Origin of the sequence: Streptomyces sp. NPDC056296, assembly GCF_042268605.1 — a bacterium.
GTDB lineage: Bacteria > Actinomycetota > Actinomycetes > Streptomycetales > Streptomycetaceae > Streptomyces.
This window is the reverse complement of sequence record NZ_JBHJRX010000043.1, coordinates 23,870-49,744: the sequence shown is the minus strand read 5'-3', so window position 1 is coordinate 49,744 and position 25,875 is coordinate 23,870. Positions and strand designations below refer to the sequence as shown.

At 72.2% G+C, this 25,875-nt stretch carries 24 protein-coding genes and 1 pseudogene; 14 read left to right on the top strand and 11 right to left on the bottom strand.

All coding sequences use genetic code 11. From position 1 onward, the window contains the following. Positions 1–41: 41 nt before the first annotated feature. Entirely contained in the window at positions 42–1,439 is a 1,398-nt protein-coding gene (murC, locus tag ACFCZF_RS28295) for a UDP-N-acetylmuramate--L-alanine ligase (protein WP_375913680.1), read from the top strand. Positions 1,440–1,453: 14 nt separating this feature from the next. Then, positions 1,454–1,861: a peptide-methionine (R)-S-oxide reductase MsrB gene (gene msrB, locus ACFCZF_RS28290; protein ID WP_375913677.1), complete on the top strand. Its 408-nt coding sequence runs from the start codon at positions 1,454–1,456 to the stop codon at positions 1,859–1,861. Between the two features lie 9 nt (positions 1,862–1,870). On the opposite strand, the pseudogene ACFCZF_RS28285 reads toward msrB, so the two are convergent. Further along, positions 1,871–2,719: pseudogene (locus ACFCZF_RS28285) on the bottom strand (sensor histidine kinase); the annotation flags it as partial. Between the two features lie 94 nt (positions 2,720–2,813). Here ACFCZF_RS28285 and ACFCZF_RS28280 point away from each other — a divergent pair. From ACFCZF_RS28280 to ACFCZF_RS28265, 4 genes are all read left to right on the top strand, one after another. Next, entirely contained in the window at positions 2,814–4,010 is a 1,197-nt protein-coding gene (locus ACFCZF_RS28280; RefSeq protein WP_376674027.1) for an ABC transporter ATP-binding protein, read from the top strand. Beyond that, positions 4,007–4,753, top strand: coding sequence for an ABC transporter permease (locus ACFCZF_RS28275; RefSeq protein ID WP_375913668.1), 747 nt, complete (start codon positions 4,007–4,009; stop codon positions 4,751–4,753). The genes ACFCZF_RS28280 and ACFCZF_RS28275 overlap by 4 nt, the downstream gene beginning before the upstream one ends. Then, positions 4,750–5,415 (top strand): ABC transporter permease, encoded by a 666-nt coding sequence (locus ACFCZF_RS28270; protein WP_376674026.1) that lies wholly within the window; start codon positions 4,750–4,752, stop codon positions 5,413–5,415. Before ACFCZF_RS28275 ends, ACFCZF_RS28270 begins: the two co-directional genes overlap by 4 nt. 102 nt (positions 5,416–5,517) lie before the next feature. Further along, on the top strand, positions 5,518–6,477 hold the full coding sequence (locus tag ACFCZF_RS28265) for an ABC transporter substrate-binding protein (protein WP_375913662.1): 960 nt from the start codon (positions 5,518–5,520) through the stop codon (positions 6,475–6,477). A gap of 15 nt (positions 6,478–6,492) precedes the next feature. Here the strand turns inward: ACFCZF_RS28265 and ACFCZF_RS28260 are convergent, their stop codons facing one another. The 7 genes from ACFCZF_RS28260 to ACFCZF_RS28230 form a co-directional block, all read right to left on the bottom strand. After that, the gene (locus tag ACFCZF_RS28260; RefSeq protein ID WP_376674025.1) at positions 6,493–7,107 is read right to left on the bottom strand and encodes an ATP/GTP-binding protein; all 615 of its coding nucleotides are present in this window, start codon (positions 7,105–7,107) and stop codon (positions 6,493–6,495) included. Further along, complete coding sequence (locus ACFCZF_RS28255) at positions 7,094–7,453, bottom strand: DUF742 domain-containing protein (RefSeq protein ID WP_375913656.1); 360 nt, start codon at positions 7,451–7,453, stop codon at positions 7,094–7,096. The genes ACFCZF_RS28260 and ACFCZF_RS28255 overlap by 14 nt, the downstream gene beginning before the upstream one ends. 1 nt (position 7,454) lies before the next feature. Next, complete coding sequence (locus ACFCZF_RS28250; protein WP_375913653.1) at positions 7,455–7,874, bottom strand: roadblock/LC7 domain-containing protein; 420 nt, start codon at positions 7,872–7,874, stop codon at positions 7,455–7,457. Then, positions 7,871–10,402 carry a nitrate- and nitrite sensing domain-containing protein gene (locus ACFCZF_RS28245; RefSeq protein WP_376674024.1) on the bottom strand — a complete coding sequence of 844 codons (2,532 nt, stop codon included), beginning with the start codon at positions 10,400–10,402 and terminating at the stop codon, positions 7,871–7,873. The genes ACFCZF_RS28250 and ACFCZF_RS28245 overlap by 4 nt, the downstream gene beginning before the upstream one ends. 68 nt (positions 10,403–10,470) lie before the next feature. Continuing rightward, entirely contained in the window at positions 10,471–11,484 is a 1,014-nt protein-coding gene (locus ACFCZF_RS28240; RefSeq protein ID WP_376674023.1) for a substrate-binding domain-containing protein, read from the bottom strand. A gap of 323 nt (positions 11,485–11,807) precedes the next feature. Next, positions 11,808–12,266 (bottom strand): DUF6114 domain-containing protein, encoded by a 459-nt coding sequence (locus ACFCZF_RS28235; RefSeq protein ID WP_376674022.1) that lies wholly within the window; start codon positions 12,264–12,266, stop codon positions 11,808–11,810. Then, positions 12,266–12,964 carry a DUF6230 family protein gene (locus tag ACFCZF_RS28230; RefSeq protein WP_375913641.1) on the bottom strand — a complete coding sequence of 233 codons (699 nt, stop codon included), beginning with the start codon at positions 12,962–12,964 and terminating at the stop codon, positions 12,266–12,268. Before ACFCZF_RS28230 ends, ACFCZF_RS28235 begins: the two co-directional genes overlap by 1 nt. Before the next feature lie 608 nt (positions 12,965–13,572). Here ACFCZF_RS28230 and ACFCZF_RS28225 point away from each other — a divergent pair. The 5 genes from ACFCZF_RS28225 (at position 13,573) to ACFCZF_RS28205 (ending at position 19,726) form a co-directional block, all read left to right on the top strand. Continuing rightward, complete coding sequence (locus tag ACFCZF_RS28225) at positions 13,573–14,238, top strand: Tat pathway signal sequence domain protein (RefSeq protein WP_376674021.1); 666 nt, start codon at positions 13,573–13,575, stop codon at positions 14,236–14,238. A gap of 153 nt (positions 14,239–14,391) precedes the next feature. Beyond that, entirely contained in the window at positions 14,392–15,039 is a 648-nt protein-coding gene (locus ACFCZF_RS28220; protein ID WP_375913637.1) for a ScbR family autoregulator-binding transcription factor, read from the top strand. A gap of 478 nt (positions 15,040–15,517) precedes the next feature. Further along, entirely contained in the window at positions 15,518–16,723 is a 1,206-nt protein-coding gene (locus ACFCZF_RS28215) for a damage-control phosphatase ARMT1 family protein (protein ID WP_376674020.1), read from the top strand. A 147-nt stretch (positions 16,724–16,870) separates the two neighbouring features. Continuing rightward, complete coding sequence (gene cyc2 / locus ACFCZF_RS28210) at positions 16,871–19,054, top strand: germacradienol/geosmin synthase Cyc2 (RefSeq protein ID WP_376674019.1); 2,184 nt, start codon at positions 16,871–16,873, stop codon at positions 19,052–19,054. 75 nt (positions 19,055–19,129) lie between these two features. Beyond that, positions 19,130–19,726 carry a PDZ domain-containing protein gene (locus tag ACFCZF_RS28205; RefSeq protein WP_376674018.1) on the top strand — a complete coding sequence of 199 codons (597 nt, stop codon included), beginning with the start codon at positions 19,130–19,132 and terminating at the stop codon, positions 19,724–19,726. 85 nt (positions 19,727–19,811) lie between these two features. On the opposite strand, the gene ACFCZF_RS28200 is transcribed toward ACFCZF_RS28205, so the two are convergent. Beyond that, positions 19,812–20,567 (bottom strand): phosphodiesterase, encoded by a 756-nt coding sequence (locus ACFCZF_RS28200; RefSeq protein ID WP_376674017.1) that lies wholly within the window; start codon positions 20,565–20,567, stop codon positions 19,812–19,814. A 170-nt stretch (positions 20,568–20,737) separates the two neighbouring features. On the opposite strand from ACFCZF_RS28200, the gene ACFCZF_RS28195 reads away from it, so the two are divergent. Together ACFCZF_RS28195 and ACFCZF_RS28190 are read left to right on the top strand one after the other, a co-directional pair. Further along, complete coding sequence (locus ACFCZF_RS28195) at positions 20,738–21,868, top strand: aminopeptidase P family protein (protein ID WP_376674016.1); 1,131 nt, start codon at positions 20,738–20,740, stop codon at positions 21,866–21,868. A gap of 53 nt (positions 21,869–21,921) precedes the next feature. Next, positions 21,922–22,890, top strand: coding sequence for a phosphotransferase family protein (locus ACFCZF_RS28190; RefSeq protein WP_376674015.1), 969 nt, complete (start codon positions 21,922–21,924; stop codon positions 22,888–22,890). Positions 22,891–23,084: 194 nt separating this feature from the next. Here the strand turns inward: ACFCZF_RS28190 and treZ are convergent, their stop codons facing one another. Beyond that, entirely contained in the window at positions 23,085–24,830 is a 1,746-nt protein-coding gene (gene treZ, locus ACFCZF_RS28185) for a malto-oligosyltrehalose trehalohydrolase (RefSeq protein ID WP_376674014.1), read from the bottom strand. Between the two features lie 197 nt (positions 24,831–25,027). On the opposite strand from treZ, the gene ACFCZF_RS28180 reads away from it, so the two are divergent. Beyond that, the gene (locus ACFCZF_RS28180; RefSeq protein ID WP_376674013.1) at positions 25,028–25,579 is read left to right on the top strand and encodes an FHA domain-containing protein; all 552 of its coding nucleotides are present in this window, start codon (positions 25,028–25,030) and stop codon (positions 25,577–25,579) included. Positions 25,580–25,629: 50 nt separating this feature from the next. On the opposite strand, the gene ACFCZF_RS28175 is transcribed toward ACFCZF_RS28180, so the two are convergent. Further along, positions 25,630–25,761 (bottom strand): hypothetical protein, encoded by a 132-nt coding sequence (locus ACFCZF_RS28175; RefSeq protein WP_376674012.1) that lies wholly within the window; start codon positions 25,759–25,761, stop codon positions 25,630–25,632. Positions 25,762–25,875: the final 114 nt, after the last annotated feature.

The following is a 25,875-nucleotide window of genomic DNA, read 5'->3' as shown; positions in this document are numbered from 1 at the left end:
ACCTCTCGTACCACCCGTCGCACCTCTGGGGAGAACAGCGCATGGCACCCGGCCTTCCTACCGCCATGGACCGACCGCACTTCATCGGCATCGGCGGCGCCGGAATGTCGGGCATCGCCAAGATCCTCGCCCAGCGCGGCGCCGAGGTGGCGGGCAGCGACGCCAAGGAGTCCGCGACCGCCGACGCCCTGCGCGCGCTCGGCGCGACCGTGCACATCGGGCACGCGGCGGAGCACCTCGCCGACGACGCGAGCTGCGTGGTCGTGTCGTCGGCGATCCGCGAGGACAACCCGGAGCTGGCCCGCGCGGCCGAACGCGGCATCCCGGTCGTCCACCGCTCCGACGCCCTCGCCGCCCTGATGAACGGGCTGCGCCCGATCGCGGTCGCCGGCACGCACGGCAAGACCACCACCACCTCCATGCTGGCGGTCTCCCTGTCCGAGCTTGGCCTGGACCCGTCGTACGCGATCGGCGGCGACCTGGACGCGCCCGGCTCCAACGCCCTGCACGGCGACGGCGAGATCTTCGTGGCCGAGGCGGACGAGAGCGACCGCAGCTTCCACAAGTACGCCCCCGAGGTCGCCATCGTCCTCAACGTCGAACTCGACCACCACGCCAACTACGCGTCGATGGACGAGATCTACGAGTCCTTCGAGACCTTCGCCGGCAAGATCGTCCCCGGCGGCACCCTGGTGATCGCGGCCGACCAGGACGGCGCCCGGGAGCTGACGCGGCGACTGGCCGGGTCGGTGCGCACGGTGACGTACGGGGAGTCCGAGGACGCCGACGTACGGATCCTGTCGGTCGTCCCGCAGGGCCTGAAGAGCGAGGTCACCGTGGTGATGGACGGCGCTGAGCTGACCTTCGCGGTCTCCGTCCCGGGCCGCCACTACGCGCACAACGCGGTCGCCGCCCTCGCCGCGGGCGCGGCACTCGGCATCCCCGCCGCCGAGCTGGCCCCCGCCCTGGCCGCCTACACGGGCGTCAAGCGGCGCCTCCAGCTCAAGGGCGAGGCGGCCGGCGTCCAGGTCGTCGACTCCTACGCGCACCACCCCACCGAGATGACGGCGGACCTGGAGGCCATGCGCGCCGCGGTCGGCGACGCCCGCATCCTCGTCCTCTTCCAGCCGCACCTGTTCTCCCGCACCCAGGAGCTGGGCAAGGAGATGGGCCAGGCCCTGGCACTGGCCGACGCCTCGGTCGTCCTCGACATCTACCCCGCCCGCGAGGACCCGATCCCGGGCATCACCAGCGAGCTGATCATCGAGGCGGCCCGGGCCGCGGGCGCCGACGTCACTCCGGTCCACGACAAGGACGGGGCGCCCTCGGTGGTCGCGGGAATGGCGAAGGCCGGTGATCTCGTTCTCACCATGGGCGCGGGCGACGTCACCGACCTCGGACCGCGCATCCTGGACCAGCTGTCGAGCACGGGTAAGTAAGGGGCTGAGGACTCATGTCGTACGACGTCGAGAAGCCGGACGAGCAGTGGCGCGCGGAACTGGCTCCGGCCGAGTACGCCGTCCTGCGCCAGGCCGGCACCGAGCCCGCCTTCACCGGTGAGTACACCGACACCAAGACCGAGGGCGTCTACTCCTGCCGCGCCTGCGGTGCGGAGCTGTTCACCTCCACCACCAAGTTCGAGTCGCACTGCGGCTGGCCGTCCTTCTTCGACCCGAAGGACACCGACGCGGTCGAGCTGATCGAGGACCGGTCCCACGGCATGGTGCGCACGGAGGTGCGCTGCGCACGGTGCGGATCGCACCTCGGGCACGTGTTCAAGGGCGAGGGGTATCCGACCCCCACCGACCAGCGGTACTGCATCAACAGCATCTCGCTGCGGCTGGCGCCCACGGAGGGCTGAACCCGCGGTTCAGAGCCCGGCGGCCGGGAGCGTCACGGTGAACACCGTCGCGCCCGGCTCGCCGCCCAGCTCGATCGTGCCGCCGTGCGCCCGCACCAGCGAACCGGCCACGGCGAGGCCCAGCCCGCTGCCCCCGCGGTCGCGGCTGCGGGCCTTGTCGACGCGGTAGAAGCGGTCGAAGATCCGCTCCCGGTCGGCGGCCGGGATGCCCGGCCCCGTGTCGGCGACCGCCACTCGGACCGCTTCGGCCGTCACGGAGACGGCGACCGAGACCTTCGTGCCCGGCGGGGTGTGCACGGCCGCGTTGGTCAGCAGGTTGTCGAGCACCTGCCGGATCCGCTGCGGGTCCATGCGCAGCTTCACCACCGCGGGACCGGCCGTCACCGTCAGCGGATGCTCCGGGTGACCGGCGCGGAAGGCGTCGCCCGCCTGCCGTACCAGCTCCGTCAGATCCGCGTCCTCCCAGCGCAGCGGCGCCTCCACCTCGGCCGCGTCCAGCCGGGCGAGCAGCAGCAGGTCGTCCAGGAGCACACCCATCCGGGCCGCCTCGGCGCGCAGCCGGGCCAGATGCCGCTCCCGTTCCTCCGGGGCGTTGGCCGCCGCGTACTGGAACAGGTCGGCGTAGCCCCGCACCGACATCAGCGGGGTGCGCAGCTCGTGCGAGGCGTCCGCGACGAACCGGCGCAGCCGCTGCTCGGCCTCGGCGCGCACCGCCAGTGAGTCGTCGATGTGCTCCAGCATCGTGTTGAACGCGGTCCGCAGCTCCGCCACCTCCCGCCCGCCGTCCCGCCCGTCCACCCGCAGCGGCAGCCGGGCGGCCGACTCGGTCAGGTCGTGCGAGGCGATGCCGTGCGCCGTGCGGGTCCGCAACATCGGACGTCTAGACTCTCCCGGCAACGACCCGTAGCGACCTGGCCAGAACTTCCGCCCCACCCGAAGGGTATTCGGCGTTTTGATACGGATGGAATCAGTCACCAAGCGGTACCCGGACGGCACCGTGGCGGTCGACAGGCTGTCGCTGGAGATACCGGACCGCTCGATCACGGTCCTCGTCGGGCCGTCCGGCTGCGGCAAGACGACGACCCTGCGGATGATCAACCGAATGGTCGAGCCCACCGAGGGCGCCATCCTCCTCGACGGCGCGGACCTCCAGCGGCAGCCGGTCACCACGCTGCGCCGGTCGATGGGATACGTCATCCAGAACGCCGGGCTCTTCCAGCACCGGACGATCATCGACAACATCGCCACCGTGCCCCGCATGATCGGCTGGGGCAAACAGGCGTCCCGCGAACGGGCGGTGGAGCTGATGGAGCGGGTGGGGCTCGACGCCTCCCTCGGCAAGCGGTACCCGTACCAGCTCTCCGGCGGCCAGCAGCAGCGCGTCGGTGTGGCGCGGGCGCTCGCCGCCGACCCGCCCGTGCTGCTCATGGACGAGCCGTTCTCCGCCGTCGACCCCGTGGTCCGCAAGGGGCTCCAGGACGAACTCCTGCGCATCCAGGAGGAGCTCGGCAAGACCATCGTCTTCGTCACGCACGACATCGACGAGGCCATCAAGCTGGGCACCATGGTCGCGGTGATGCGCACCGGCGGCCGGCTCGCCCAGTTCGCGCCCCCCGCCGAACTGCTGTCGAACCCCGCGGACGACTTCGTCGAGGACTTCCTCGGTGCCGACCGCGGCATCCGGCGGCTGTCCTTCTTCCCCTCCGCGGACCTGGAATTGACGAGCGGCCCGGTCGTACGCGTGGACGCCACGGCCGAGCAGCTCGCCGCGCCCGACGCCCCCTACCTGCTGGTGACCGACGGGGAGGGCAGGCCGCTGGGCTGGGCCGAACCGCGGGATCTGACCGCCGGGGACATCGCGGTGGAGGCGCTGCTGCCGTACGGGCGGCCGTTCGTGCCCGGCGCCGACTCGCTGCGGGCCGCGCTCGACTGCGCCGTGCTCTCGCCCACCGGCTGGGCCGTCGCCGTGGACGCCGACGGCCGGGTGGCCGGCGTCGTCTCCCAGCAGACCATCGGCGAGGCGATCCGCGCCGCGCACCATGCCGGGAACACCGGTGACGCACCGGCGGACGACGCACCGGCCGGCGACGTACAGGACGGCGACGCGCCGCAGGCGGGGCCCGCCGGTGTCACGAAGGTCGGCCCGTGAACGGCTTCTTCGACATCCCGAGCGACCTCGGCAACACCTACTTCGGCCTGATCGGGCTGCACCTGCGCGAGGCGCTGCTGCCGGTGCTGGCCGGGCTGCTGCTCGCGCTGCCCGTCGCCCAGCTCTGTGTGCGGTTCCGCTGGCTGTACCCGCCCGTGCTCGGCGTGACCACCGTGTTCTACGCCGTTCCGTCACTGGCCGTCTTCGTCGTCCTCATCGACTACACCGGCCAGACCGAGCTGACCGTGATGATCCCGCTGGCCGTGTACAGCCTGGTGGTGCTCGTCCCGGCGATCGTCGACGGTGTGCGGTCGGTGCCCGAGGAGACCCTGGCCGCGTCCACCGCGATGGGCTTCGGGCCGGTACGGCGGTATCTGCAGGTGCAGTTGCCGATCGCCGTGCCCGCGATCCTCGCCGGGCTCCGGGTGGCCGTGTCCGCCAGCATCTCCCTGGTCAGCGTCGGCGCCCTCATCGGCAACCAGGGCGCCCTCGGCAACCTGCTCGCGGACGCCCAGAAGTACGGCCGTCCCGAACTCGCGGTGAACTCCGTCCTCACCACCGCCGTACTGGCGGTCCTGTGCGACGCGGCGCTCGTCCTGGTCCGGAACCTGTTGACGCCCTGGATGCCGCGCGGCAAGGGCAAGCGCCCGAAGGAGGCCGCCGTGCGGCAGGAGCGGTCCGAACCGGAGAAGGCGGAGAAGGCGGAGTCGCCGGAGACGCCGGAGAAGGCGGTCGCCCGGTGAACGTACTCAACTTCGTCAACGCCTTCTTCAGCGACAGCGCCCACTGGCACGGCTACGACGGCATCCCGCAGCGCCTGCTGGAACACGTCCAGTACACGCTGATGGCCCTCGGCCTCGCCGCCGCGATCGGCCTGCCCGTGGGGCTGCTCACCGGGCACACCGGACGCGGTGGCAACGCCGTCGCCTTCGTCGCCACCGCCGCCCGCGCGCTGCCCAGCTTCGGTCTGCTGGTGCTGATCGCCGTCGTGGTCGGTATCGGCCTGCTGCCCGTGATGGTCCCGCTGGTCGTACTCGCCATCCCGCCGATCCTGGTGACCACCTACGAGGCGGTCCGCTCGGTCGACCCCTCCCCGGTGGACGCCGCGCGCGGCATGGGCATGCACGAGTCGAGCATCCTCTTCCGGGTCGAGCTGCCCGTCGCCCTGCCGCTGGTCCTCAGCGGGCTGCGTTCGGCGGCCATCCAGGTCGTGTCGACGGCGACCATCGCCGCGTACGTCAGTCTCGGCGGGATCGGCCGGTACATCATCGACGGGCTCTACCAGCGCAATTACGAGAAGGTGGTCGGCGGTGCCACCCTGGTGGCGCTCCTGGCGCTCGTCACGCTCGCCGTGTTCTGGGCGGCGGGACGGCTGGCGGTGTCGCCGGGGGTGCGCAGGCGCTGACGCCGGAACACGGCCTCGGAATCGGACTCGAACACAGTTGTGAAAGAAACCGTAACCAGGCCGTTCTTGACTGACCGACAAGTGGCTCGTTTGGATCGGTGGATGACTTCTACCGCGAAGAGCAGCAGGTCCAGGACGAGGCACACCGGTGCGGCGGCCGTCGCGCTCACCGCCGCGGCGGCGCTGCTCGCGGGCTGTTCCTCCTCCGACGACACCTCCGACAACCCCCTCGCCGGGGAGAAGGCGGAGGCCGGCACCGTCGTCGTCGGCTCGAACAACTTCGCCGAGAGCACCCTCCTCGCCGACATCTACGGCGAGGCGCTCAAGGCGAAGGGCCTCAAGGTCACCTACAAGCACAACATCGGCAGCCGGGAGACGACGTACGGCCTGATGAAGAACGGCTCGGTCACGGTGCTGCCGGAGTACAACGGCGCGCTGCTGGCCTACCTCGACCCGGAGGCGGAGCAGAAGTCCACCGAGGCGGTCAACACCGCGGCCAACGCCAAGCTCGACAAGAAGCTGACGCTGCTGGAGTCGTCGCCGGCCGAGAACAAGGACTCGGTCAGCGTCAACGCCGAGACCGCCAAGAAGCACGGCCTCACCGCCGAGTCGACCCTCGCCGACCTCAAGGAGATCGCGCCGGACCTGGTGATCGGCGGTTCGCCCGAGTTCCAGACCCGGCAGCAGGGTCTGAAGGGCCTGGAGTCCGTGTACGGGCTGAAGTTCAAGTCCTTCAAGGCGCTCGACGCGGGCGGCCCGCTGACCCAGTCGGCGCTGACGAAGAACACCGTTCAGGCGGCGGACATCTTCACCACCGACCCGACCATCATCAAGGAGAAGTTCGTCGTCCTGAAGGACCCGGAGAACCTCTTCGGGTACGCGAACGTGACACCGCTGGTCCACAAGGAGAGCCTGTCCCAGGAGGGCGTCGACACGCTCAACGCGGTCTCCGCCAAGCTGGACACGAAGACCCTCCTCGACCTGGACGCGCAGGTGCAGCTGGACAAGAAGGACCCGCTGGACGTGGCCAAGGAGTGGCTCGAGTCGGCGGGCCTGGTCTGACCCGCCGTACGCCGGTCACGACGCCGCGGCCCCGGCCGCGGCGTCGATCAGCTGGTCGATCAGGGCGATGAGGACATCCCGGCAGGAGGTCCGCTCCCGCGCGTCGCACAGCAGCACCTGCACGTGCTCCGGCAGCGCCAGGGCCTCCCGGATCTCCTCGGCCGGATACGGATGCCGTCCGTGGAAGCCGTTGACGCCGACGACGAACGGAATGCCCCGCCGCTCGAAGAAGTCGATGGCCGCGAAGCTCGACTCTGGCCTGCGCACGTCGATCAGGACCACGGCGCCGAGGGCACCGATCGCCAGGTCGTTCCACATGAACCAGAACCGCTGCTGACCGGGCGTTCCGAAGAGGTACAGCACCAGTTCCCGGCCGATGCCGATCCGCCCGAAGTCCAGGGCCACGGTCGTGGCCCGCTTCTCCGCGATGCCGGCGAGGTCGTCGACGTCCAGTCCCGCCGCGGTCAGCGGTTCCTCGGTGCGCAGCGGGGCTATCTCGCTGACCGAACCGACCATGGTGGTCTTGCCGACGCCGAAACCACCGGCGATCAGGATCTTCACGGCGTCGGGGGCGGCAGCCGGGGATGCGGGTGCCGTGGGCGCCTCAGCGGCGCGGTCAGAGCCGGCCAAGGCCGTCCCTCACTTTCTGCAGCAGGTCCAGGTCCGGGGTGGCTCGGGAGACCGGGTGCGGGGGCCGGGCGGTGATCCGGTCGGCCTCCAGCAGGTCGCAGAGCAGGATGACGACCACGCTCACCGGCAGGTCCAGGCGGGCCGCGACCTCCGCCACGGCGACGGGCTCGGCGCACAGCCGCAGGATCCGCAGGTGCTCGGGCTGCGGTCGCGCGGACCGCGTGGGCTGCGGGTCGATCGCGGTCACCGTCGTGATGAGGGTGAAGTCGGCGCGGCTGGGCCGGGTCCGGCCGCCGGTCAGGGTGAACGGCCGTACGAGCCGGCCGCCCGCGTCGCCTCCGGTCACGTCACTCGCCGGGGCCGGCGGTGGCCCGCGGTGCCGCGCTCAGGTGCTCGCCGATCCTCTTCACCAGCATGTTCATCTGGTACGCCACCACGCCGACGTCGGCGTTCGGGCCGGTGAGCACGACGAGGTGGGCGCCGGCGCCGGCGGAGGTGAGTATCAGGTAGCTGTTGGCCATCTCGATCAGTGCCTGGCGCACGGGGCCGCCGCGGAAGTCCATGCTGACGCCCTTGCTGAGGCTCATCAGGCCCGACGCGGTCGCCGCCAGCCGCTCGGCGTCGTCGCGCGGGAAGCCGGTGGACTTGCTGACGACCAGACCGTCCTCGGAGAGCACCACCGCCTGGTTCACGTCGGCGACCCGCTCCACGAGTCCGGTGAGCAGTTGGTCCAGCTCGGTGTGCGTGGCGGGGGAGGGTCGGGTCATTGCGTGTCCTTCGTCGGCGGTCGGCGGTCGGCGGTCGAGGTCGAGGGGGCGGCGGAGGAGAGGACCTGCTCGTCGGCTTCGGCCTCGGCCTCGGCCTCGGCGTCGGTGGCGGTGGCGTCGGGGGCGGCGTCATCGGCCTGGGCCCGCAGGGTGCCGCTCCGGAAACCGGCGAGGGACGAGGCGGCGCGCTCGGCGGTGAAGTCGTCGTGGTCGCCGGACGCGCCCTCGGGCCCGTCGTCCCGGCCGGTCCCGGCGTCCTCCTCGTCGCGCAACTCCGCGGCGAGGCTGGTCTGCGGCACCCGGCGGGGCAGCGGGGCCAGGCCGTTCCGCTCGGACGCGGAGGGGGCGGACGACGCGGACGACGCGGACGACGCGGACGACGCGGACGTCGCGGTCGGGGCGGTAGCGCCGGGCCGGTTCGCGGGTGCGGGCCGTACCGTCCGTACGGGCCGCTTCGCGGCAGCGGGGTCCGCCCCGGGCACGCTGGCCGCCCCGGGCACGGAGGGCGTCTCGGACACGGAGGCCGCTCCGGGCACGCCGGTCGCAGGCGTTTCGGGTGTCTCGGGAGACGCCGTACGGTCGGGGCCGTGGGCCGCGTCGACCGGCTCGCGGACCACGATGTCGTGCGGGATCAGCACGATCGCCGTGGTCCCGCCGTACGGGGAGGAGCGCAGCGTGACGGTGATGCCGTGCCGGTGTGCGAGCCGGGCCACGACGAACATGCCGAGCCGCAGGTCGTCGGCGAGCGCGACCACGTCGAACTGCGGTACCACCGCCAGCTGGGCGTTGAACGAGGCGTAGTCCTCCTCCGACAGGCCGAGCCCGCGGTCCTCGATCTCGACGGCCAGCCCCTTGGCAACCAGTGCCGCCCGCACCCCGACCGGATGAGGGGCGGGGGAGTAGGCGGTCGCGTTGTCGATGAGTTCGGCGAGCAGGTGGATCACGTCGGCCACCGCGGGCGGTGCGAGGGCCACCTCCTCGTCGGTGTGCAGCTCCACCCGCTGGTACTCGGCGACCTCGCCGACGGCACTGCGCAGGATGTCGACCAGCGCGACGGGCTCGCGCCAGGTGCGCCGTGGCTGCTCGCCGCTGATGATGACGAGGTTCTCCTCGTAGCGGCGCAACTGGCTGGCCGTGGAGTCCAGTTCGTACAGACCCTTGAGGATCTCCGGGTCGGTGTGCTCGCGCTCCAGCGCGTCCAGCTTGCCGAGCTGCATGTTGACGAGGTTCTGGCTCTGCCGGGCGATGCCGAGGATGACCTTCTGGAAGCCGCGCCGGGTGTCGGCGAGTTCCACGGCGGTGTGCACGGCGGTGCGCTGTGCCGTGTTGAACGCCTGCGCGACCTGCCCGAGTTCGTCCCGCCCGTAGTCCAGCGGCGGGGTCGCCGACTCCACGTCCACCTTCTCGCCCCGCTCCAGCCGGGCCACCACGTCGGGCAGCCGTTCCTCGGCCAGGCTCAGCGTGGCCAGCCGCAGCCCGCGCAGCCGGCGGGACAGCGAGCGGGTGATGCGCCAGGACATGGCGACGCAGAGCACCAGGGCGATCAGCCCACCCGCGCTGAGCGAGGCGGCCGTGATCAGCAGCCCGCGTGCCTCGTCGGCGCTGCGGTCGAGCAACCCGTCCGTCTGCTGCCTGATCAGCGCCGCGTACTGGTCGGAGACCTTGTCCAGGGCGGTGGTCCAGCGCTGCCGCGCGTCCGGCAGGTCGATCCGGTCGTCGCCGTCCGCCGCGCGGGCCGCGAGCACCTGGTCCTCGACGGCCCCCAGGGTCCGCCACTCGGGGCTCGCGAGGATCCGCTCGGTCTGCGCCTTGGCGCTGCCGCGCAGGGCGGGGACGATCTGGTCCTGGACGAGCCAGCGCCGGGTGTGGACCAACTGCGCGAACCGCGCCCACTCCTCCTCGTCCATCCGGCCGGACGGCCAGGCCAGGGTGAGCCGGGCGTCCTCCTGGGAGACCAGCTCCGCAGCGTGCTCCAGGGCGACCAGCGGCCCGGCCTGCGAGGTGAGGTCGCCGTCGTCGACCTGGGAGAGCTCCTGGAAGGCGTGGATCTGCTCGTCGATGATCGAGGTGTACTGGTCGAGCGCCTGGTCGGAGGTGATGTCGCTGGGGTCGTCCACCTGGTTGCGGTAGTACTCCAGGCTGCCCACCGAGCCGAGCACCGAGTAGAGCCGGTCCGAGACGCGGGCGGGCGCGCTCTCGATCGCGTCGGACTGGCCGACGAGTTGGGCGACCGCCTCGTCCGTCTTCTTCCGCTGGGCGTCCAGTTCCGCCCGGTCACCGCCGGGCTCGGCCAGATGGGCGGCCGACAGACTGCGCTCCTTCTGCAGTGCGAGCGCCGCCTCGGTACCCATGGCCCCGGTGTCGCGGCTCAGTTCCGTCTGCGCGCGCAGCCGCAGGCCCTCCGAGAACATCTGGATCGTCGTCACCCCCCACACGGCGGCGAGGGTGACGCCGGGGACGAGGGCCAGGAGGATCAGGGAGAGACGTATGGAGCCGAGGCGGCGCCGGGCACCTGTCCGTGCAGACATCGTCGTCCTAGGCGATCAGTGGGGGAGGGTGGCGGTTGTGCGCGGGCGCCGGCGGCCGCGGTGCCCGGTCACCGGGTGCCGCCCGCGGCGAACTTCGCGACCGCGTCGGCGTTCGTCCGGGTCACGAACGCGGGGCCGGTCAGTACGGGTGCCACTCCGCCACCGCTGACGTTGCCGTTGGTGCGGTACAGCCAGAGCGCGTCCACCGCGAGATACCCCTGGAGGTACGGCTGCTGGTCCACCGCGAACTGCACGTCCCCGCGCTTGACCGCTGCGACGAGGTCCTTGTCGAGGTCGAAGGTGGCGACCTTAGCGCTGCTGCCCGCCTCGTCGACCGACTCGACCGCGGTGAGGGCGAACGCCGCGCCGTTCATGACGACCTCGTCGATGCTGGAGTCCTGCCGCAGCCGAGCGGTGACGGCCGCGCCGACGGCCTTCATGTCGGTGCCCTCGACGTAGAGCATCTCGGTCTCGCCCTCGAAGGTCTTCTTCACGCCGGCGCAGCGGGCCTCCAGCGCGACGTTGCCCCGCTCGTGGATGACGCACAGGGCGTGCCGGGCCTTGAGGTCGTTCAGCTTGTCGCCGACGGCCCGGCCCGCGACGCTCTCGTCCTGCCCGAAGTACTCCAGGAGCCCGGTGGACCGCCAGGCGTCGATACCGGAGTTCAGGCCGACCACGGGAATGCCGGCCGCCTTGGCCTCGGCGACGGGTCCCTTCATCGCCTGCGGTTTGGCCAGGGTCACGGCGATGCCGTCGGCCTTGTCGCGGATCGCGTCCCGCACCAGGTCGGCCTGGTCGGCGGAGTCGGCGTCGCCGGCGTACGTCAGGTCGACGCCGTCCTTGTCGGCCGCGGCCTCGGCGCCCTTGCGCACCCGGTCCCAGAAGGCGTCGCCCTCACCGCCGTGGGTGACCATGACGATCTTCATCCGGTCGGCGCCGGACCCGCCCGCGGTGTCCGCGGCCGAGCCGTCCTCCTCCCCGCCGAGGGCGGAGCAGCCGGCCGCCAGCAGACAGACGGCCGCGACGAGGGCCGTGGCGCGGAGGCGTCCAAGGGAGTGGGTGGGCGGGGGAGATGTACTCATGGGGGTTGGGGCACCTCGCTGTGCGGCCGAGCAGGAGGAACGGGACGAGGTGGACCGGAGCCGTGTGTCGGTACGCCAACCGGGTGAATCTCGCCTGGCCGGAGCAAACCGTGAGTGACGGCCGGTAGTCAAGTGACCAGCGACCAGGTGTGAGTTGTCGGTGCCGCATCGTGATGAACGGGGCGGGTGGAGCACCGGTGAGGCGTGGCCGAAGCGCGAGCACGCACGGAAGTCGCGAGCACGCACGGAAGTCGCGAGTACGCACGGAAGCCCGGCGTCCGGCTCCGGGTGCGGGCCGGGGCGCGGACGCCGGTGGCCCGGTGTCAGACGGGTCCGCCCGCCCGCTGTTCCAGAGGCCGCGGGACCGTACGCGCGGCCCGGGCCTCCTTCCTGCGGCGTCGGCGTTCGCGGCGCGACTCCTGGTCGGGCAGCCAGCCGAAGACCAGGCAGCTGCCGACGCAGCCGAGGAGCAGCCCGACGAGGAACCCGCCCAGGTTGGAGGTGACCCACGTGCCCAGGGAGGCCAGGACGCCGATGAGCGAGTAGAAGAGCCGCTGGGAGGGGTTCACCAGGGCCAGCAGTCCGCACAGCAGCATCACGACCGGCAGAAGGTAGCCGGCCACGCCCTGCATGCCCACGTGCAGGACGACCTCGAAGGACGCCTTCATGGTGAAGAGGACCTCGGCCCCCGCCAGGGTGAGCAGCAACCCGCCCCAGAACGGCCGCCCGGAGCGCCAGCGGCGGAAGCCGGCCCGGAAACCCTCCCGTCCGTCCCGGGGCATCAGCAGCCCGACCCGCTGAAGCGCAGCTTCAGGCCGGGCAGCTTGAACACCGCCGCCGTGGTCGCGTAGTTGGTCTGCCGCAGGTTCTTGATGTGCACGGTGTCGGCCTGCTGACTGAAGACGCCGATCGGCCCGCGGCCCTTCGGGCCGGCCTTGTCCAGCGTGCTGGCGTCGTTGCCGATCTCGATGTTGTTGAAGGAGGCGTCACCCGACAGGAACGTCGAGTCGGTGGTCAGGTCGCTCGCGGACACCCTGGTGTCGCCCTCGCCCGCGGTGATGAGCAGGTTGGTGCCGCCCAGGTCGACGCTCTGGCACAGCTTGGTGAGCTTCGCCTCCTTGATCACGGAGGTGACGACCAGTACCTGCCCGCCGGTGTCCCCGGCGTTCGGGCTGCCCTCGGCCATGTTGTCGAGGCCGCCGAACTGGGCGAACCCGGTGCCGTCGAGTTCCGTGGCGGTGACCGTGAAGGGCATGCCGGAGATCGCGAACTGCACGCCCAGGGCGCCCTGGGCGGTGAGGATCGCCAGCCCCGCGGTGACCGCGGCGGCCGGCACGGCCAGTACCGCGGCCCGGCGCAGCCTGACCCGGCCGCGTCTCGTGGGGGCCCCGGCGGCTTCCGGCGCGAAGACGCCTTCGGGGCCGGTCTCGGGTTCGGGGGTGTTGCCGGCGGACGGGGTGACGTCCGAGGACGAGGCCATGTCTGCTCCCAGGCATAGTGAATGCGGATCGGGTTTCAGTGGCACGTTCTTGAGCGGCACGTTGTCCTGGCGCGGACAGCGGCTGGTGCGCGCGCCTCCCGGCAACTCCCGGCGGGTGCAGGGGCTTTCACGTTACGCACCAGTAGCCAATCGGAAGTTACCGGTGGTTACACCGCAGGGTCAAGCAAGGTGTGAGTAAAGAGTGGGGATTGTGTGCCACCTGCTGCTTTTCCGGCCCGGCGCTTCCGGAGATCCGCGATTATTCGCCAACTCGTGTGCGCTCGCTTGACGCTGACTGAACGTCAGGTCTACAACTTTGCCTGTTTCCCCGGATCCGTGGCGCCGGATCCGTTCCCGCGGCACCGTCCGCGTTCCCGGCTCCGGGACCCGTCCTGCGGACAGGGCCCGGCCCCGCCCCCCAACGGGGCACGCCGCACCTCCTGGGCAGGGCCCGCACTCACCGGGCACGGCCTGCCCGCGACCATGGGTCCGGCCCGCGCCCGACGTCCGACCGGGCACGGCCCGGACCTCATCGCATCGGCCCGGTCGCACCTCCGCGACCGGCCACCCCTGCTTCACCGAACCCCACTTCCGGAAGAGGTAGCCGCATGCGTACTCGTACTCTCCTCACCCTCACCGCAGCCGTCGCCGCGCTGACCCTCCCCGCGGCGGTCCCCGCCGCCGCGGGCACCGGCGCGGCCGCCACCCCCGTCCTCACCACCGGCGCCGCGGGCGGTACGCCCGTCGCGGTCGGGGACACCCTCACCGCCTCCCTGGCGAGCGGCACCAGCGCCACGTTCCACTCCAGCGCGACCGGCACCAGCGGCGTCTCGTGCACGTCCTCGCAGTTCACCGTGACCGTCACCGACAACCCGACCGCCCCCGGCACGGCCACCGAGTCGCTCACCGCCCACACCTTCGACAGCGGCAGCTGCACCAGCAACGTCACCGGCGTCCTCGGCGTCAACGGCATCACGGTCCACAACCTGCCCTACACCACCACCGTCTCCTCCGACGGCGCCGTCGCCGTCACCCCGCCGAGCGGCTCCACCGTCCGGACGACGGTCGCCCTGCGCACCCTCCTCGGCAGCATCAACTGCGTCTACGAGGCCCCCGGCCTCACCGGCACCGCGAGCAACGACACCAACTCGATCGCCTTCGCGGACCAGCACTTCACCAAGGTCTCCGGCTCGGGTCTCTGCTTCGCCAACGGGTACTTCACCGCCACCTACGCCCCCGTGACCGACGGGAACGCGACGGTGTTCGTCAACTGACCCCGTACGGCGGCCCGGACGCGCCTCGAAGAGGCCGACCGGGCCGCTGTCCGCAGGGTCGCAGAAAGGCGGACCTGACGGTGAGTTATCGTGTACAGGGGGTTAAGACAGGCGGCACGGCCTGTTGAGTTCCAGCCCAGGAGAGTTCAGCCGATGGCGAGGCAGCTACGCGCCGAACAGACCCGCGCGACGATCCTCGGGGCCGCCGCCGACCTGTTCGACCGTCACGGCTACGAGTCGACCAGCCTGAGCGAGATCGTGGCCCACGCCGGAGTCACCAAGGGCGCCCTGTACTTCCACTTCGCGGCGAAGGAGGACCTCGCCCACGCCATCATGGAGATCCAGTCCAGAACCTCGCGCCGACTGGCGACGGAGCTGGACGGCCGGGGCTACACCGCTCTGGAGGCGCTGATGCGCCTCACCTTCGGCATGGCCAGGCTGTGCGAGGAGGGGCCGGTCCTGCGGGCCGGGCTGCGGCTCGCCACCGGGGGAGTGCCGGTGCGGCCGCCGCTGCCGCACCCCTTCACCGAGTGGCGGGAGATCGCCTCGTCCCGCCTCGTGGACGCCGTCCGCCAGTCGGACCTGCATCCGGACATCGACGTCGACTCCGTCGCCCACACCCTCGTCTGCTCCATCGTCGGCACCCGCGTCGTGGGCGGCACCCTCGAACCGGCCGCGCGACAGCCCCGCCGCCTGGCCGGAATGTGGCACCTCCTGATCCGCGGCATGGTGCCGGTGACCCGCCGCGCGCGCTACCTCACCCTCGCGGCGCGCCTGGAGCGAGAGCTGGGCGGGGTCTGATCGGGCGGTAGTGGTCCGGTCGGGTGTGGCCTGGTCGGGATGTGGTCCGGTCGTCGGGATGTAGCCCGGTTGGGATGCGTTCCGCCGGGATGTGGCCCGGTCCGGATGTGGCCCGGTCGGGATGTGGCCCGGTCCGGATGTGGTCCGGTCGGAATGTGGTCCCGCCGGGATGTGGCCCGGTCGGGATGCGTTCCGCCGGGATGTGGTCCGGTCGGGATGTAGCCCGGTCGGGATGTGGCCCGGTCCGGATGTGGCCCGGTCGGAATGTGGCCCGGCCGGGATGTGGTCCGGTTGGGATGCGGTCCGCCAGGATGTGGTCCGGTTGGGATGCGGTCCGCCGGGATGTGGCCCGGTCCGGATGCCGGTCCGGCCGGGATGCGGTCCGGCCAGGATGTGGCCCGCCGGGATGTGGCCGGTCCCCGCCAGGGCACGGCCGGCTCCGCCTCCCCGCCCCAGGTGGCGCGGTACGGTGAGGCGCATGCCCGACGCACCGTCCGAGCCCGCCCCCGTCATCGTCGGCCACGAGCCCGGGTCCTTCCCCCACGGCGTGCTGGCCGAGCGGCACCCCGCCATCGTCCGGCAGGTGCGCGAGGCGTTCCCCTTCGGCCCCGAACGGCGACGCGCACTCGACGCGCTGCTCGCGAGCTGTGCCGACGGCGTGATCGAGCCGCTGCCCGTGGACGCCGACGCCCGCGACCGGGACCGCTGGGCGGACTGGGGGATGGACGCGTACGCCGGCCGCTCCTGGTTCGACGTGCCCTGGCTGTGGGCCGAGAGCCACTTCTACCGCCGACTCCTCGACGCCGTCGGCTACTTCGGCCCCGGCACCTGGCAGGGCGTCGACCCCTTCCGGCCCGCCAAACTCGCCGAACTCGACGCGCCGGAGACGGACGAGGAACTCGCCGCGCTCGACGGCCTCGCCGACCTGCCCGCCGACGACCGCACCCGGGCCCTGCTGCACGGCTCACTCTGGGGCAACCGCGCGGACCTCGGCTTCCGCCTCTCCGACAGCGGTACCGACACCAAGGACCGGGTACCGGCCCTGGTCGCCGACGACAGCGACACGCTCTGGTCGCTGCTCCCGCCCTCCGGACAGGGCACGCCCGGCCCGAAGACCCTGTGCCTGGTCGCCGACAACGCCGGCCGTGAACTCGTCCCCGACCTGCTCCTCGTCTCGCACCTCCTCGACGAGGGCCGTATCGACCGGGCGGTCCTGCACCTCAAGCCGTATCCGTACTACGTCTCCGACGCCACGCCCGCCGACCTGCTCGACGCGCTGCGGCGGCTCGTCGCGGCGGGCGGCACGGCGGCCGTCCACGGTGAGCGGCTGTGGACCGCGCTGGCCGACGGCCGCGTCACCGTCCGCGCCCACCCCTTCTCCTGCGCCCCGCTGCCGTACGCGGACATGCCCGACGACCTGCGCGGGGAGTTCGCGGCGGCCACGGTCACCGTCCTCAAGGGAGACCTGAACTACCGCCGCCTGGTGGGTGACCGGTGGTGGCCCCCGACCACGCCCTTCGCGGACGCCACCGCCTACTTCCCGGGCCCCGTCGCCGCGCTGCGCACCCTGAAGTCGGACGTCGTGACCGGCCTGTCCGCGGACACGGAAGCGGCGCTGGTGGCGAGCGGGGAACAGCGCTGGCGGACGAGTGGGACGCACGCGCTGATCCAGGTCAGGCGCTGAGCGCCCGCGTCAGGAAGGGCGAGGCCCACCCGCGTCCCCGAGAGGGTGAACCGGCGAAAGTTCCCGCGTTCCGCCCCGATTCACGCGATGGTGTGATCATGTCCCAACCCGAGGATGCCCCCGGAGGGCCATGGGTAGTGCCCGGCCATGACGCAACAGCCCTTCGAACTCCCGCACTTCTACATGCCGCATCCCGCGCGGCTCAACCCGCATCTCGACGAGGCCCGCGCCCACTCGACGACATGGGCGCGCGAGATGGGCATGCTGGAGGGCTCCGGGGTCTGGGACCAGGCCGACCTCGACGCACACGACTACGGCCTGCTCTGCGCCTACACCCACCCCGACTGTGACGGGCCGGCGCTCTCCCTCATCACCGACTGGTACGTGTGGGTCTTCTTCTTCGACGACCACTTCCTGGAGAAGTTCAAACGCAGCCAGGACCGCGTCGGCGGCAAGGCCCACCTGGACCGGCTCCCCCTGTTCATGCCGCTCGACCTCACCACCGACATGCCCGAGCCGGAGAACCCGGTCGAGGCCGGCCTCGCCGACCTCTGGACGCGCACGGTGCCGGCGATGTCGGCCGACTGGCGCCACCGCTTCGCCGTCGCCACCGAGCACCTGCTCAACGAGTCCCTGTGGGAGCTGTCCAACATCAACGAGGGGCGGATCGCCAACCCCGTCGAGTACATCGAGATGCGCCGCAAGGTCGGCGGCGCCCCCTGGTCGGCCGGACTGGTGGAGTACGCGACCGCCGAGGTGCCCGCCGCCGTCGCCGGGACCCGGCCGCTCAGGGTGCTGATGGAGACGTTCTCCGACGCCGTGCACCTGCGCAACGACCTCTTCTCCTACCAGCGGGAGGTCGAGGACGAGGGCGAGCTGAGCAACGGGGTGCTGGTCCTGGAGACCTTCTTCGGCTGCACCACCCAGGAGGCCGCCGAACTGGTCAACGACGTCCTCACCTCCCGGCTGCACCAGTTCGAGCACACCGCGTTCACCGAGGTGCCCGCGGTGGCCCTGGAGAACGGCCTGACCCCGGCCGAGGTCACCGCGGTCGGGCTGTACGCCAAGGGCTTGCAGGACTGGCAGTCCGGCGGCCACGAATGGCACATGCGCTCCAGCCGGTACATGAACAAGGGCGCCCGCCCCGCCGCCGGCTGGCAGGCGCTGACCGGCCCCGGTACCTCCGCCGCGGATGTCGGCGCGCTGCTCGCCGCGGCCGTCGCCGAGCGGGCGCGCCCCTACACGTACGTGCCTTACCAGAAGGTCGGGCCGTCGATCATCCCCGACATCCACATGCCGTTCCCGCTGGAGCTGAGCCCCGCCCTCGACGGAGCGCGACGGCACCTGTCCGAGTGGTCGCACGCGATGGGGTTCCTCAGTGAGGGCGTCTGGGACGAGGACAAGCTCGCGAGCTGCGACCTCGCCCTGTGCGCCGCGGGCCTCGACCCGGACGCCACCCAGGAGCAGCTGAACCTCGCCTCCGACTGGCTGGCCTTCGGCACCTACGGCGACGACTACTACCCGCTCGTCTACGGCCACCGGCGCGACCTGGCCGCCGCCCGGCTGACCACGGCCCGGCTGTCGGCCTGTATGCCGCTCGACGCCGAGCCGGTCCCGCCGCCCGTCAACGCCATGGAACGCTCCCTGATCGACCTGTGGGCACGCACGACGGCCGGCATGACGCCCGATGAGCGGCGCCCGCTGAAGTCGGCCGTCGACAAGATGACCGAGGCCTGGGTGTGGGAGCTGGCCAACCAGATCCAGAACCGTGTCCCCGACCCGGTGGACTACCTGGAGATGCGGCGCGCCACCTTCGGCTCCGACCTCACGCTGGGTCTGTGCCGCGCCGGACACGGCCCGGCCGTGCCGCCCGAGGTCTACCGCAGCGGTCCGGTCCGCTCCCTGGAGAACGCGGCGATCGACTACGCGTGCCTCCTCAACGACGTCTTCTCCTACCAGAAGGAGATCGAGTACGAGGGCGAGGTCCACAACGCGGTCCTCGTCGTGCAGAACTTCTTCGGCGTCGACTACCCGGCCGCCCTCAACGTCGTCCAGGACCTCATGAACCAGCGCATGCGCCAGTTCGAGCACGTCGTCGCGCACGAACTGCCTATCGTCTACGACGACTTCCAGCTGTCGGACGAGGCGCGGGCCGTCATGCAGGGCTATGTGACCGACCTGCAGAACTGGATGGCGGGCATCCTCAACTGGCACCGGGAGGTCCCGCGGTACAAGGCCGAGTACCTGGCCGGGCGCACGCACGGCTTCCTCCCGGACCGGATCCCGGCGGTGCCCGTCCCGAGGTGCTCCGCTCTGCCCGTGCTCGGCTGACCGTCGGTCAGTCTCACTCGTTCGTGGCTCGTCACGCGCCGGTGCGCCGGGTAGAGCACCTGCCGGAGGCGATCCATGGAACAGACAGCGTTGCGACCCAAGCCGATGCCCGGTCAGGAAACGGGAGCCGGCACCGTGTCCGATCCCGACGGCGTCCGGCGCCCGCATGCCGGGCGCCGTCGCCGCCGGCGGCTCACCACCCTGCTGCTCGGGGTGTTCGCCGCGACGGTCCTGCTCCTGGCGGGCGTGGGACTCGGCACGATGGGCGCCACGGTGATCGGCATGAGCAAACTCGCCGAACTGCAACGACAGGCGGGCGCCCCGGGACCGGGGGCGGGGACGCAGACCGGCAGCCGGGCCGCCCCGGCGCAGCCGTCGGCCGGCCCGCCGGCGTCCTCGGCGCCGGTCGTCGCGACCCTCGGCGTGGAGGCCGTGGACGACGAGAAGCCCGGGGCCCTGGTGGTGGGCGTCCACGTGCCCGGTCCCGGGTATGCGGCGGGCCTGGTCAGGGGCGACGTGCTCCTGGCGTTCGGCAGGACCCGGGTCGACTCGGCCGCCGACCTCGCCGACGCCGTGGCCCGCGCCCGGCCGGGCAAGGAGGTCAAGGTGACCGTGCGCCACGAGAGCGGCGGCTACCAGCAGCTGACGGCCGTACCGGGGGTCGTCACCTGACCCACGGCATTCGGCCGTCTGACCCACGTCACCCGGCCGACGCGTTCGGTCCCGCCGTCACATGACCGCCGTCGCATGCCCGCCGTCACATGACCGTACGGAAGTGGCTCGTGAGCCGTCCGGTGTCGTCCAGCACGTGGTAGGCCAGCCCGACCGGGGCGTCCCGGTCCGCGACCTGCTCCCCCTCCCAGGGGAGCCGCAGGGTCCACGTCACCCCGGGGCCGACCGCCAGGGGCCGTCCGGCGAACACCGTGGCGGCGGGCGTGTGCGCGTGTCCCGTGATCAGCCCGGCGATCTCGGGCCGGCGCTCCAGCAGCGCGGCGAGGCGTTCCGGGCGCCGCAAGCGGGAGGAGTCGGGCAGCGGGTGGTGCAGGGCGGTGGGTGGGTGGTGGAAGGCGAGGAGGACCGGGCGGTCGCCGCCGAGTCCGTCGAGGGTCGCCTCGATCCAGCCGTACGTCTCCTCGTCCAGTTCCCCCTCGTCGCTCCCCGGGATGCTGGAGTCGCACATCAGCACCGCGCCGCCGTCGAAGACCCGCACGTCGTTGACCGGCCCGTCCGCGGCGGGCCGGCCCAGCAGGGCCTTGCGGTAGGGCGCGCGGCTGTCGTGGTTGCCGGGGCAGGTGAGCACGGGAAACGGCGCGGTGCCGTCGCGCAGCCCCAGGATGCGCGCTGCCTCCTCGTACTCCGCCTCCGTGCCGTGGTCCGCGATGTCCCCGGTCACCAGCAGGGCGTCCACCTGCCCCGGCAGTTCCCGGAGCCGGGCGCCCACCCGCTCGGCGCGCCCGGTCGCCCGAGCGCTCCCGTCCAGGTGCAGATCGCTGATGTGCGCGAGTACGAGCACGGTGCAGTCCTCCTCCGGGTGCCGAAGGGCACACCTCGTAGCTAACGTCTGAACCGCATCCAACCATTAGGGGCGGTGGTCGATCAATGGCAATCGGCTCGCGTCGCTCCCTCGCCGGGGGCAGGATGCTGCCCGTAGTCCCTTCACTCTTGTCGCCCAGGGAGGCCCGGATGACCGGCAGCGCGCACGCTGCTTCCTTCACCGCCGACGACTACCGGGCCCGGATGGAGCGTGCCGCGCGGGCGGCCGCCGACGCCGGACTGGCCGGGCTGCTGGTGGCGCCTGGGCCCGACCTCGTATGGCTCACGGGCTACGCGCCCACCGCGGCCACCGAACGGCTCACCCTGCTCGTCCTCGCCGCCGACCGCGCCCCCGTCCTCGTCGTCCCGACGCTGGAGGCACCCGACGCCGAGAAGGCCGCCGGCGCGCCCGCCCTGACCCTGCGCGACTGGATCGACGGCAAGGACCCCTACGCCGCCACCGCCGCCCTCCTCGACGGCTCCGGACGGTTCGGCATCAGCGACAACGCCTGGGCGATGCACCTGCTCGCCCTCCAGCGGGCGCTGCCCGGCACCTCGTACGCCTCGCTCACCGACGCGCTGCCCATGCTGCGCGCCGTCAAGGACGCGGCGGAGCTGGAACTGCTGGCGGCGGCGGGAGCGGCCGCGGACGCCGCGTTCGAGGAGATCCGGAAGGTGCGCTTCGGCGGACGCCGCGAGTCCGACGTCGCCGCCGACCTCGCCCATCTGCTGCGGCGGTTCGGGCACTCCCAGGTCGACTTCACCATCGTCGCCTCCGGCCCGAACGGCGCCAATCCGCACCACGAGGTCGGCGACCGCGTCATCGAGGACGGCGACATGATCGTCCTCGACTTCGGCGGTCTGAAGGACGGGTACGGCTCCGACACCTCGCGCACCGTCCACGTCGGCGCGCCCACGGACGAGGAGCGCCGGGTGCACGACCTCGTCCGCGAGGCGCAGGAGGCGGGTTTCCGGGCGGTGCGGCCCGGCGTCGCCTGCCAGGAGGTCGACCGGGCCGCCCGCGCGGTCATCGACGGTGCCGGGTACGGCGAGTACTTCATCCACCGCACCGGGCACGGCATCGGCGTCACCACGCACGAGCCGCCGTACATGATCGAGGGCGAGGAGCGGCACCTCGTGCCCGGCATGTGCTTCTCCGTCGAGCCCGGCGTCTATCTGCCCGGCCGTTTCGGGGTACGCATCGAGGACATCGTCACGGTCACCGAGGACGGCGGCCGACGCCTCAACGACACCACCCGGGAGATGGTCATAGTGGAGTGACCGGAACAGACGGACCCCACGCCCCGGCAGACCCGGAAGACGACGGCGCGACCATGACCCAGGCACCGACACCCACCGCGGACACCGTCCGCCGACTGGTCCGTTCCCTGCTGGGCGAGAGCGCGGAACCCGACGTGCGGCCCGTCGCCGAGGGCGCCGGGCCCGCCACCTGGTGGGTCGGCACCCGGCATGTGCTGCGCCTGGCCCCGGACCGCGAGACCGCGGTACGGCAGCGACGCGAACTGCGCCTGCGCGAGCTGGTCCGGCCGTACGTCCCCGTCGCGGTGCCGACGAGTGTGGCGCACGGCGAGTGGGCGCCGGGCCTCACCTACACGCTGGACGCCAAGGTGCCCGGCGGGTCGGGCGAGGACCACGACGTGTCCGCCCTGGGCGAGGCGGACCTCGCGGCGCTGCTCACCGGGCTGCGCGAGGTGCCGGTCCGCCAGGCCGAGACCCTCGGTGTGCCCCGGGCCGCCCCGCGTTCCCTGGAGACGCTGCGGGAGGCCGCCGAGCGCGTCGGCCGGCGCCTCGCGGAGGCCGACGAGTTCGACGCCGCGCGGCCGGAGCGGCTCACCCGGTCGGCGTCGGTCCAGCTCGGTGCCCAGCCCGGCGCGGCGGTCCTGGTCCATCACGGACTGGCCGGCGAGCACCTCGTGGTCGGCGCCGACGGCCGGGTGCGCGGTGTCCTCGGCTGGACCGACGCGGTCCTCGGCGACCCGGCCGAGGACATCGCCGGGCTCGCGCTCTCCGTGGGCTCGCCCGCCGCCGTCCGCGCCGCCACCCTCGCCGGTTACGGCGCCCGGCCGTGCCTGCGCGGCCTGTGGCTGGCCCGCTGCGACACCCTCGTCCACCTCGCCGCGGCCCTCTCCGGCCGGGCGTCCGCGCCGGCGGCCGCGTCCCTCGCGTCCCTGCCGCTGCCCCTGCCCTTGCTCAGGACCCGGCTGCGGCGCGCCTGGGAGCCGATCATGCTGGAACGGGTGACGGAGCTTCGCGGGGACGGCACGGACGACGAGCCGTCCTAGGGGGTGTCGTTTGGATCTTGCCGGGGTCGCGGGGCCTGGCACGCGCATCTGCGGCGTTGTCGTCGGTTGCCAGGGCTCCGCCCTGTCGCCCTCCTCCGCCTTGCAGCTGCACGCACCAGACCCCGCTCGGCCCCGCTGCAAGGGCACCGTCAATTGGAGCCGACCTGATCCAAACGACACCCCCTGAGCGCCCGTCACTCCTGGACGAGTACGACGCTCGACTCGCCCGGTACCCGCAGCACCCCGTCCGGCCCCGGCGCCTGCACCGGCTCCCACGCGGCGAGCACACGCGCGGTGCGGGTACCCAGCGGGATCGCCGCCGGTTCGGCGCCCAGGTTGACGGCCACCCGGATGTCGCCGCGCCGGAACGCCAGCCAGCGCGCCTCGGCGTCGTACGCCACCCTGGTGTCGGCGAGGTCCGGGTCGGTCAGGTCCGGCTGCTCGCTCCGCAGGGCGATCAGCCGGCGGTACCAGTCCAGTACGCGCGCGTGCGGCTCGCGTGCCGGCTCGGACCAGTCGAGGCAGGACCGTTCGCGCGTCGCCGGGTCCTGCGGGTCGGGCACGTCCTCCTCCTTCCAGCCGTGCGCGGCGAACTCACGCCGTCTGCCGTTCCGTACCGCCTGAGCGAGTTCCGGGTCGGTGTGGTCGGTGAAGAACTGCCACGGTGTGCCCGCCGCCCACTCCTCGCCCATGAACAGCATCGGTGTGAACGGCGCGGTCAGCGTCAGCGTCGCGGCGCAGGCCGCAAGACCGGGGGAGACCAGCGCGGCCAGGCGGTCCCCCTGGGCGCGGTTGCCGACCTGGTCGTGGGTCTGGCTGTAACCGGTCAGCCGGTGCGCGGCCACCCGGCCGCGGTCCAGCGGGCGGCCGTGACCGCGGCCCCGGAAGCTGGACCAGGTGCCGTCGTGGAAGTAGCCCCGCGTCAGCGTCTTGGCGAGAGCCGCCAGCGGAGCCCGCGCGAAGTCGGCGTAGTAGCCCTGCGACTCGCCGGTCAGCGCGGCGTGCAGGGCGTGGTGGAAGTCGTCGTTCCACTGCGCGTGCACGCCCAGGCCGCCCTCCGCGCGCGGGGTGATGATCCGCGGGTCGTTGAGGTCGGTCTCGGCGATCAGGAACAGCGGACGCTCCAGGTCGGCGGCGAGGCCGTCCACCGCCGTCGACAGCTCCTCCAGGAAGTGGCACGCGCGCGTGTCCACCAAGGCGTGCACCGCGTCCAGGCGCAGCCCGTCGACCCGGTAGTCCCGCAGCCACGCCAGCGCGCTGTCCACCAGGTAGGCCCGCACCTCGTCCGAGCCGGGTGCGTCCAGGTTGACGGCGACGCCCCAGGGCGTGTGGTGGGTGTCGGTGAAGTACGGGCCGAAGGCGGGCAGGTAGTTGCCGGACGGGCCCAGGTGATTGTGCACCACGTCGAGGATCACGCCCAGGCCCAGTTCGTGGGCCCGGTCGACGAACCGTTTCAGCGCCTCGGGCCCGCCGTACGGCTCGTGCACCGCCCACAGCGAGACACCCTCGTACCCCCAGCCGTGCCGGCCCGGGAACGGGCACAGCGGCATCAACTCGACGTGGGTGACGCCCAGTCCGGCCAGGTGATCGAGCCGCTCGGCGGCGGCGTCGAGCGTGCCCTCGCGCGTGTACGTGCCCACGTGCAGCTCGTACAGGACGCCGCCGGGCAGCGGCCGCCCGCCCCACCCGGCACGCCACGCGTACCGTCCGTGGTCGACGACCGCGCTGAGCCCGTCCGGTCCGTCCGGCTGCCTGCGCGAACGCGGGTCCGACAGCACCGGCCCGTCGTCCACCGCGAAGCCGTACCGCGAGCCGTCGCGCGCCTCGGCCTGACCGCACCACCACCCCGGCCGCTCCGGATCGCGCTCCAACGCGCGCGTGACGCCGTCGCACCGCAACGTCACTCGGCCGGCCTGCGGTGCCCACACCTCGAACTGCACGGACGGTTCCCCTTCGTCTGCTCACCGTGATGTAGCCCGTCCATGGTCCTGCAAAAGTGATCTCCGCGCTGCTGAAAGTCCCCGATTGCGGCGGGTGTCGCGCCGCGCTCCGCGTGTGACGGCGTGCACGGCGCGCGCGTGGCCGCCGTTTTCCCGTTTTCTGGACACCTCGGCCCGGCTGACCGACAATCACCAGCGTGACGTCGTCCTTCGAGTTCAACACGTACCCCGCGCGGTTGTCCGACGCGGAGCGCGACAAGGCGCTGAAGGTGCTCCGGGACGGCGTCGCCATGGGTCGGCTGTCGCACGACACGTTCATCCGCAGGATGGAGCTGGCGCTCGCCGCCCGCCGCCTGGAGGACCTCGCCCTGCTCACCGCCGACCTGCCGACTGAGGGCCGGGTGTCGCGGCTGGTGTTCGGCACCGTCGAGGCGGTGTCCGGGTTCGGCGTACGGCTGCGCAGGGCCTGGCAGGCCGAGCGGCTGCCCAAGCTGCTGCTGCCGCACCCCGGTGCCGGTCATTCGCTGCGCATAGGACGCGACCCGGCGAACGGGCTGCGCCTGACCCACGAGACGGTCTCCCGCGTGCACGCCGAACTGAGCCGCCAGGGCGGCATGTGGGTGCTGCGCGACCTGGGCTCCACCAACGGCACCACCGTCAACGGGCGGCGGGTCATCGGCGCGGCCGTGGTCCGCGAGGGCGACCAGATCGGCTTCGGCCAGATGGCCTTCCGCCTCGCGGTGAACTGAGCCGGAGGAGGGGACGGGGGAGGGGACGGAGCAGAGCTCTGGCCTGGGCTTCACTCGGGGTTGTGCATCTCGATGCGGTGATCGGCGCGGGTGATCGATGCGGTGATCGATGCAGTGATCGATGCGGTATTCGGTGGGGTGTTCGGTTCGGTAATGGTGAGGTAAACCCCTTTGCTTTTCATGGTGTTGACGTACCCCTCAAGTCGTGACTGACTGTGCGTACACCGCGCACGCCAGGTGAACCGACAGCCCGCATCGTGGAGGTGTGCCCTGCCGCCCCTCCTTCGCTATCCGAC

Coding starts and splice junctions, on each gene's coding strand:
- murC (WP_375913680.1), top strand. CDS start 42: ATGGCACCCGGCCTTCCTACCGCCATGGACCGACCGCACTTCATCGGC.
- msrB (WP_375913677.1), top strand. CDS start 1,454: ATGTCGTACGACGTCGAGAAGCCGGACGAGCAGTGGCGCGCGGAACTG.
- ACFCZF_RS28265 (WP_375913662.1), top strand. CDS start 5,518: ATGACTTCTACCGCGAAGAGCAGCAGGTCCAGGACGAGGCACACCGGT.
- ACFCZF_RS28250 (WP_375913653.1), bottom strand. CDS start 7,874: ATGACCCGACCCTCCCCCGCCACGCACACCGAGCTGGACCAACTGCTC.
- ACFCZF_RS28245 (WP_376674024.1), bottom strand. CDS start 10,402: ATGTCTGCACGGACAGGTGCCCGGCGCCGCCTCGGCTCCATACGTCTC.
- ACFCZF_RS28240 (WP_376674023.1), bottom strand. CDS start 11,484: ATGAGTACATCTCCCCCGCCCACCCACTCCCTTGGACGCCTCCGCGCC.
- ACFCZF_RS28235 (WP_376674022.1), bottom strand. CDS start 12,266: ATGCCCCGGGACGGACGGGAGGGTTTCCGGGCCGGCTTCCGCCGCTGG.
- ACFCZF_RS28230 (WP_375913641.1), bottom strand. CDS start 12,964: ATGGCCTCGTCCTCGGACGTCACCCCGTCCGCCGGCAACACCCCCGAA.
- ACFCZF_RS28225 (WP_376674021.1), top strand. CDS start 13,573: ATGCGTACTCGTACTCTCCTCACCCTCACCGCAGCCGTCGCCGCGCTG.
- ACFCZF_RS28220 (WP_375913637.1), top strand. CDS start 14,392: ATGGCGAGGCAGCTACGCGCCGAACAGACCCGCGCGACGATCCTCGGG.
- ACFCZF_RS28215 (WP_376674020.1), top strand. CDS start 15,518: ATGCCCGACGCACCGTCCGAGCCCGCCCCCGTCATCGTCGGCCACGAG.
- cyc2 (WP_376674019.1), top strand. CDS start 16,871: ATGACGCAACAGCCCTTCGAACTCCCGCACTTCTACATGCCGCATCCC.
- ACFCZF_RS28205 (WP_376674018.1), top strand. CDS start 19,130: ATGGAACAGACAGCGTTGCGACCCAAGCCGATGCCCGGTCAGGAAACG.
- ACFCZF_RS28195 (WP_376674016.1), top strand. CDS start 20,738: ATGACCGGCAGCGCGCACGCTGCTTCCTTCACCGCCGACGACTACCGG.
- ACFCZF_RS28190 (WP_376674015.1), top strand. CDS start 21,922: ATGACCCAGGCACCGACACCCACCGCGGACACCGTCCGCCGACTGGTC.
- ACFCZF_RS28175 (WP_376674012.1), bottom strand. CDS start 25,761: ATGAAAAGCAAAGGGGTTTACCTCACCATTACCGAACCGAACACCCCA.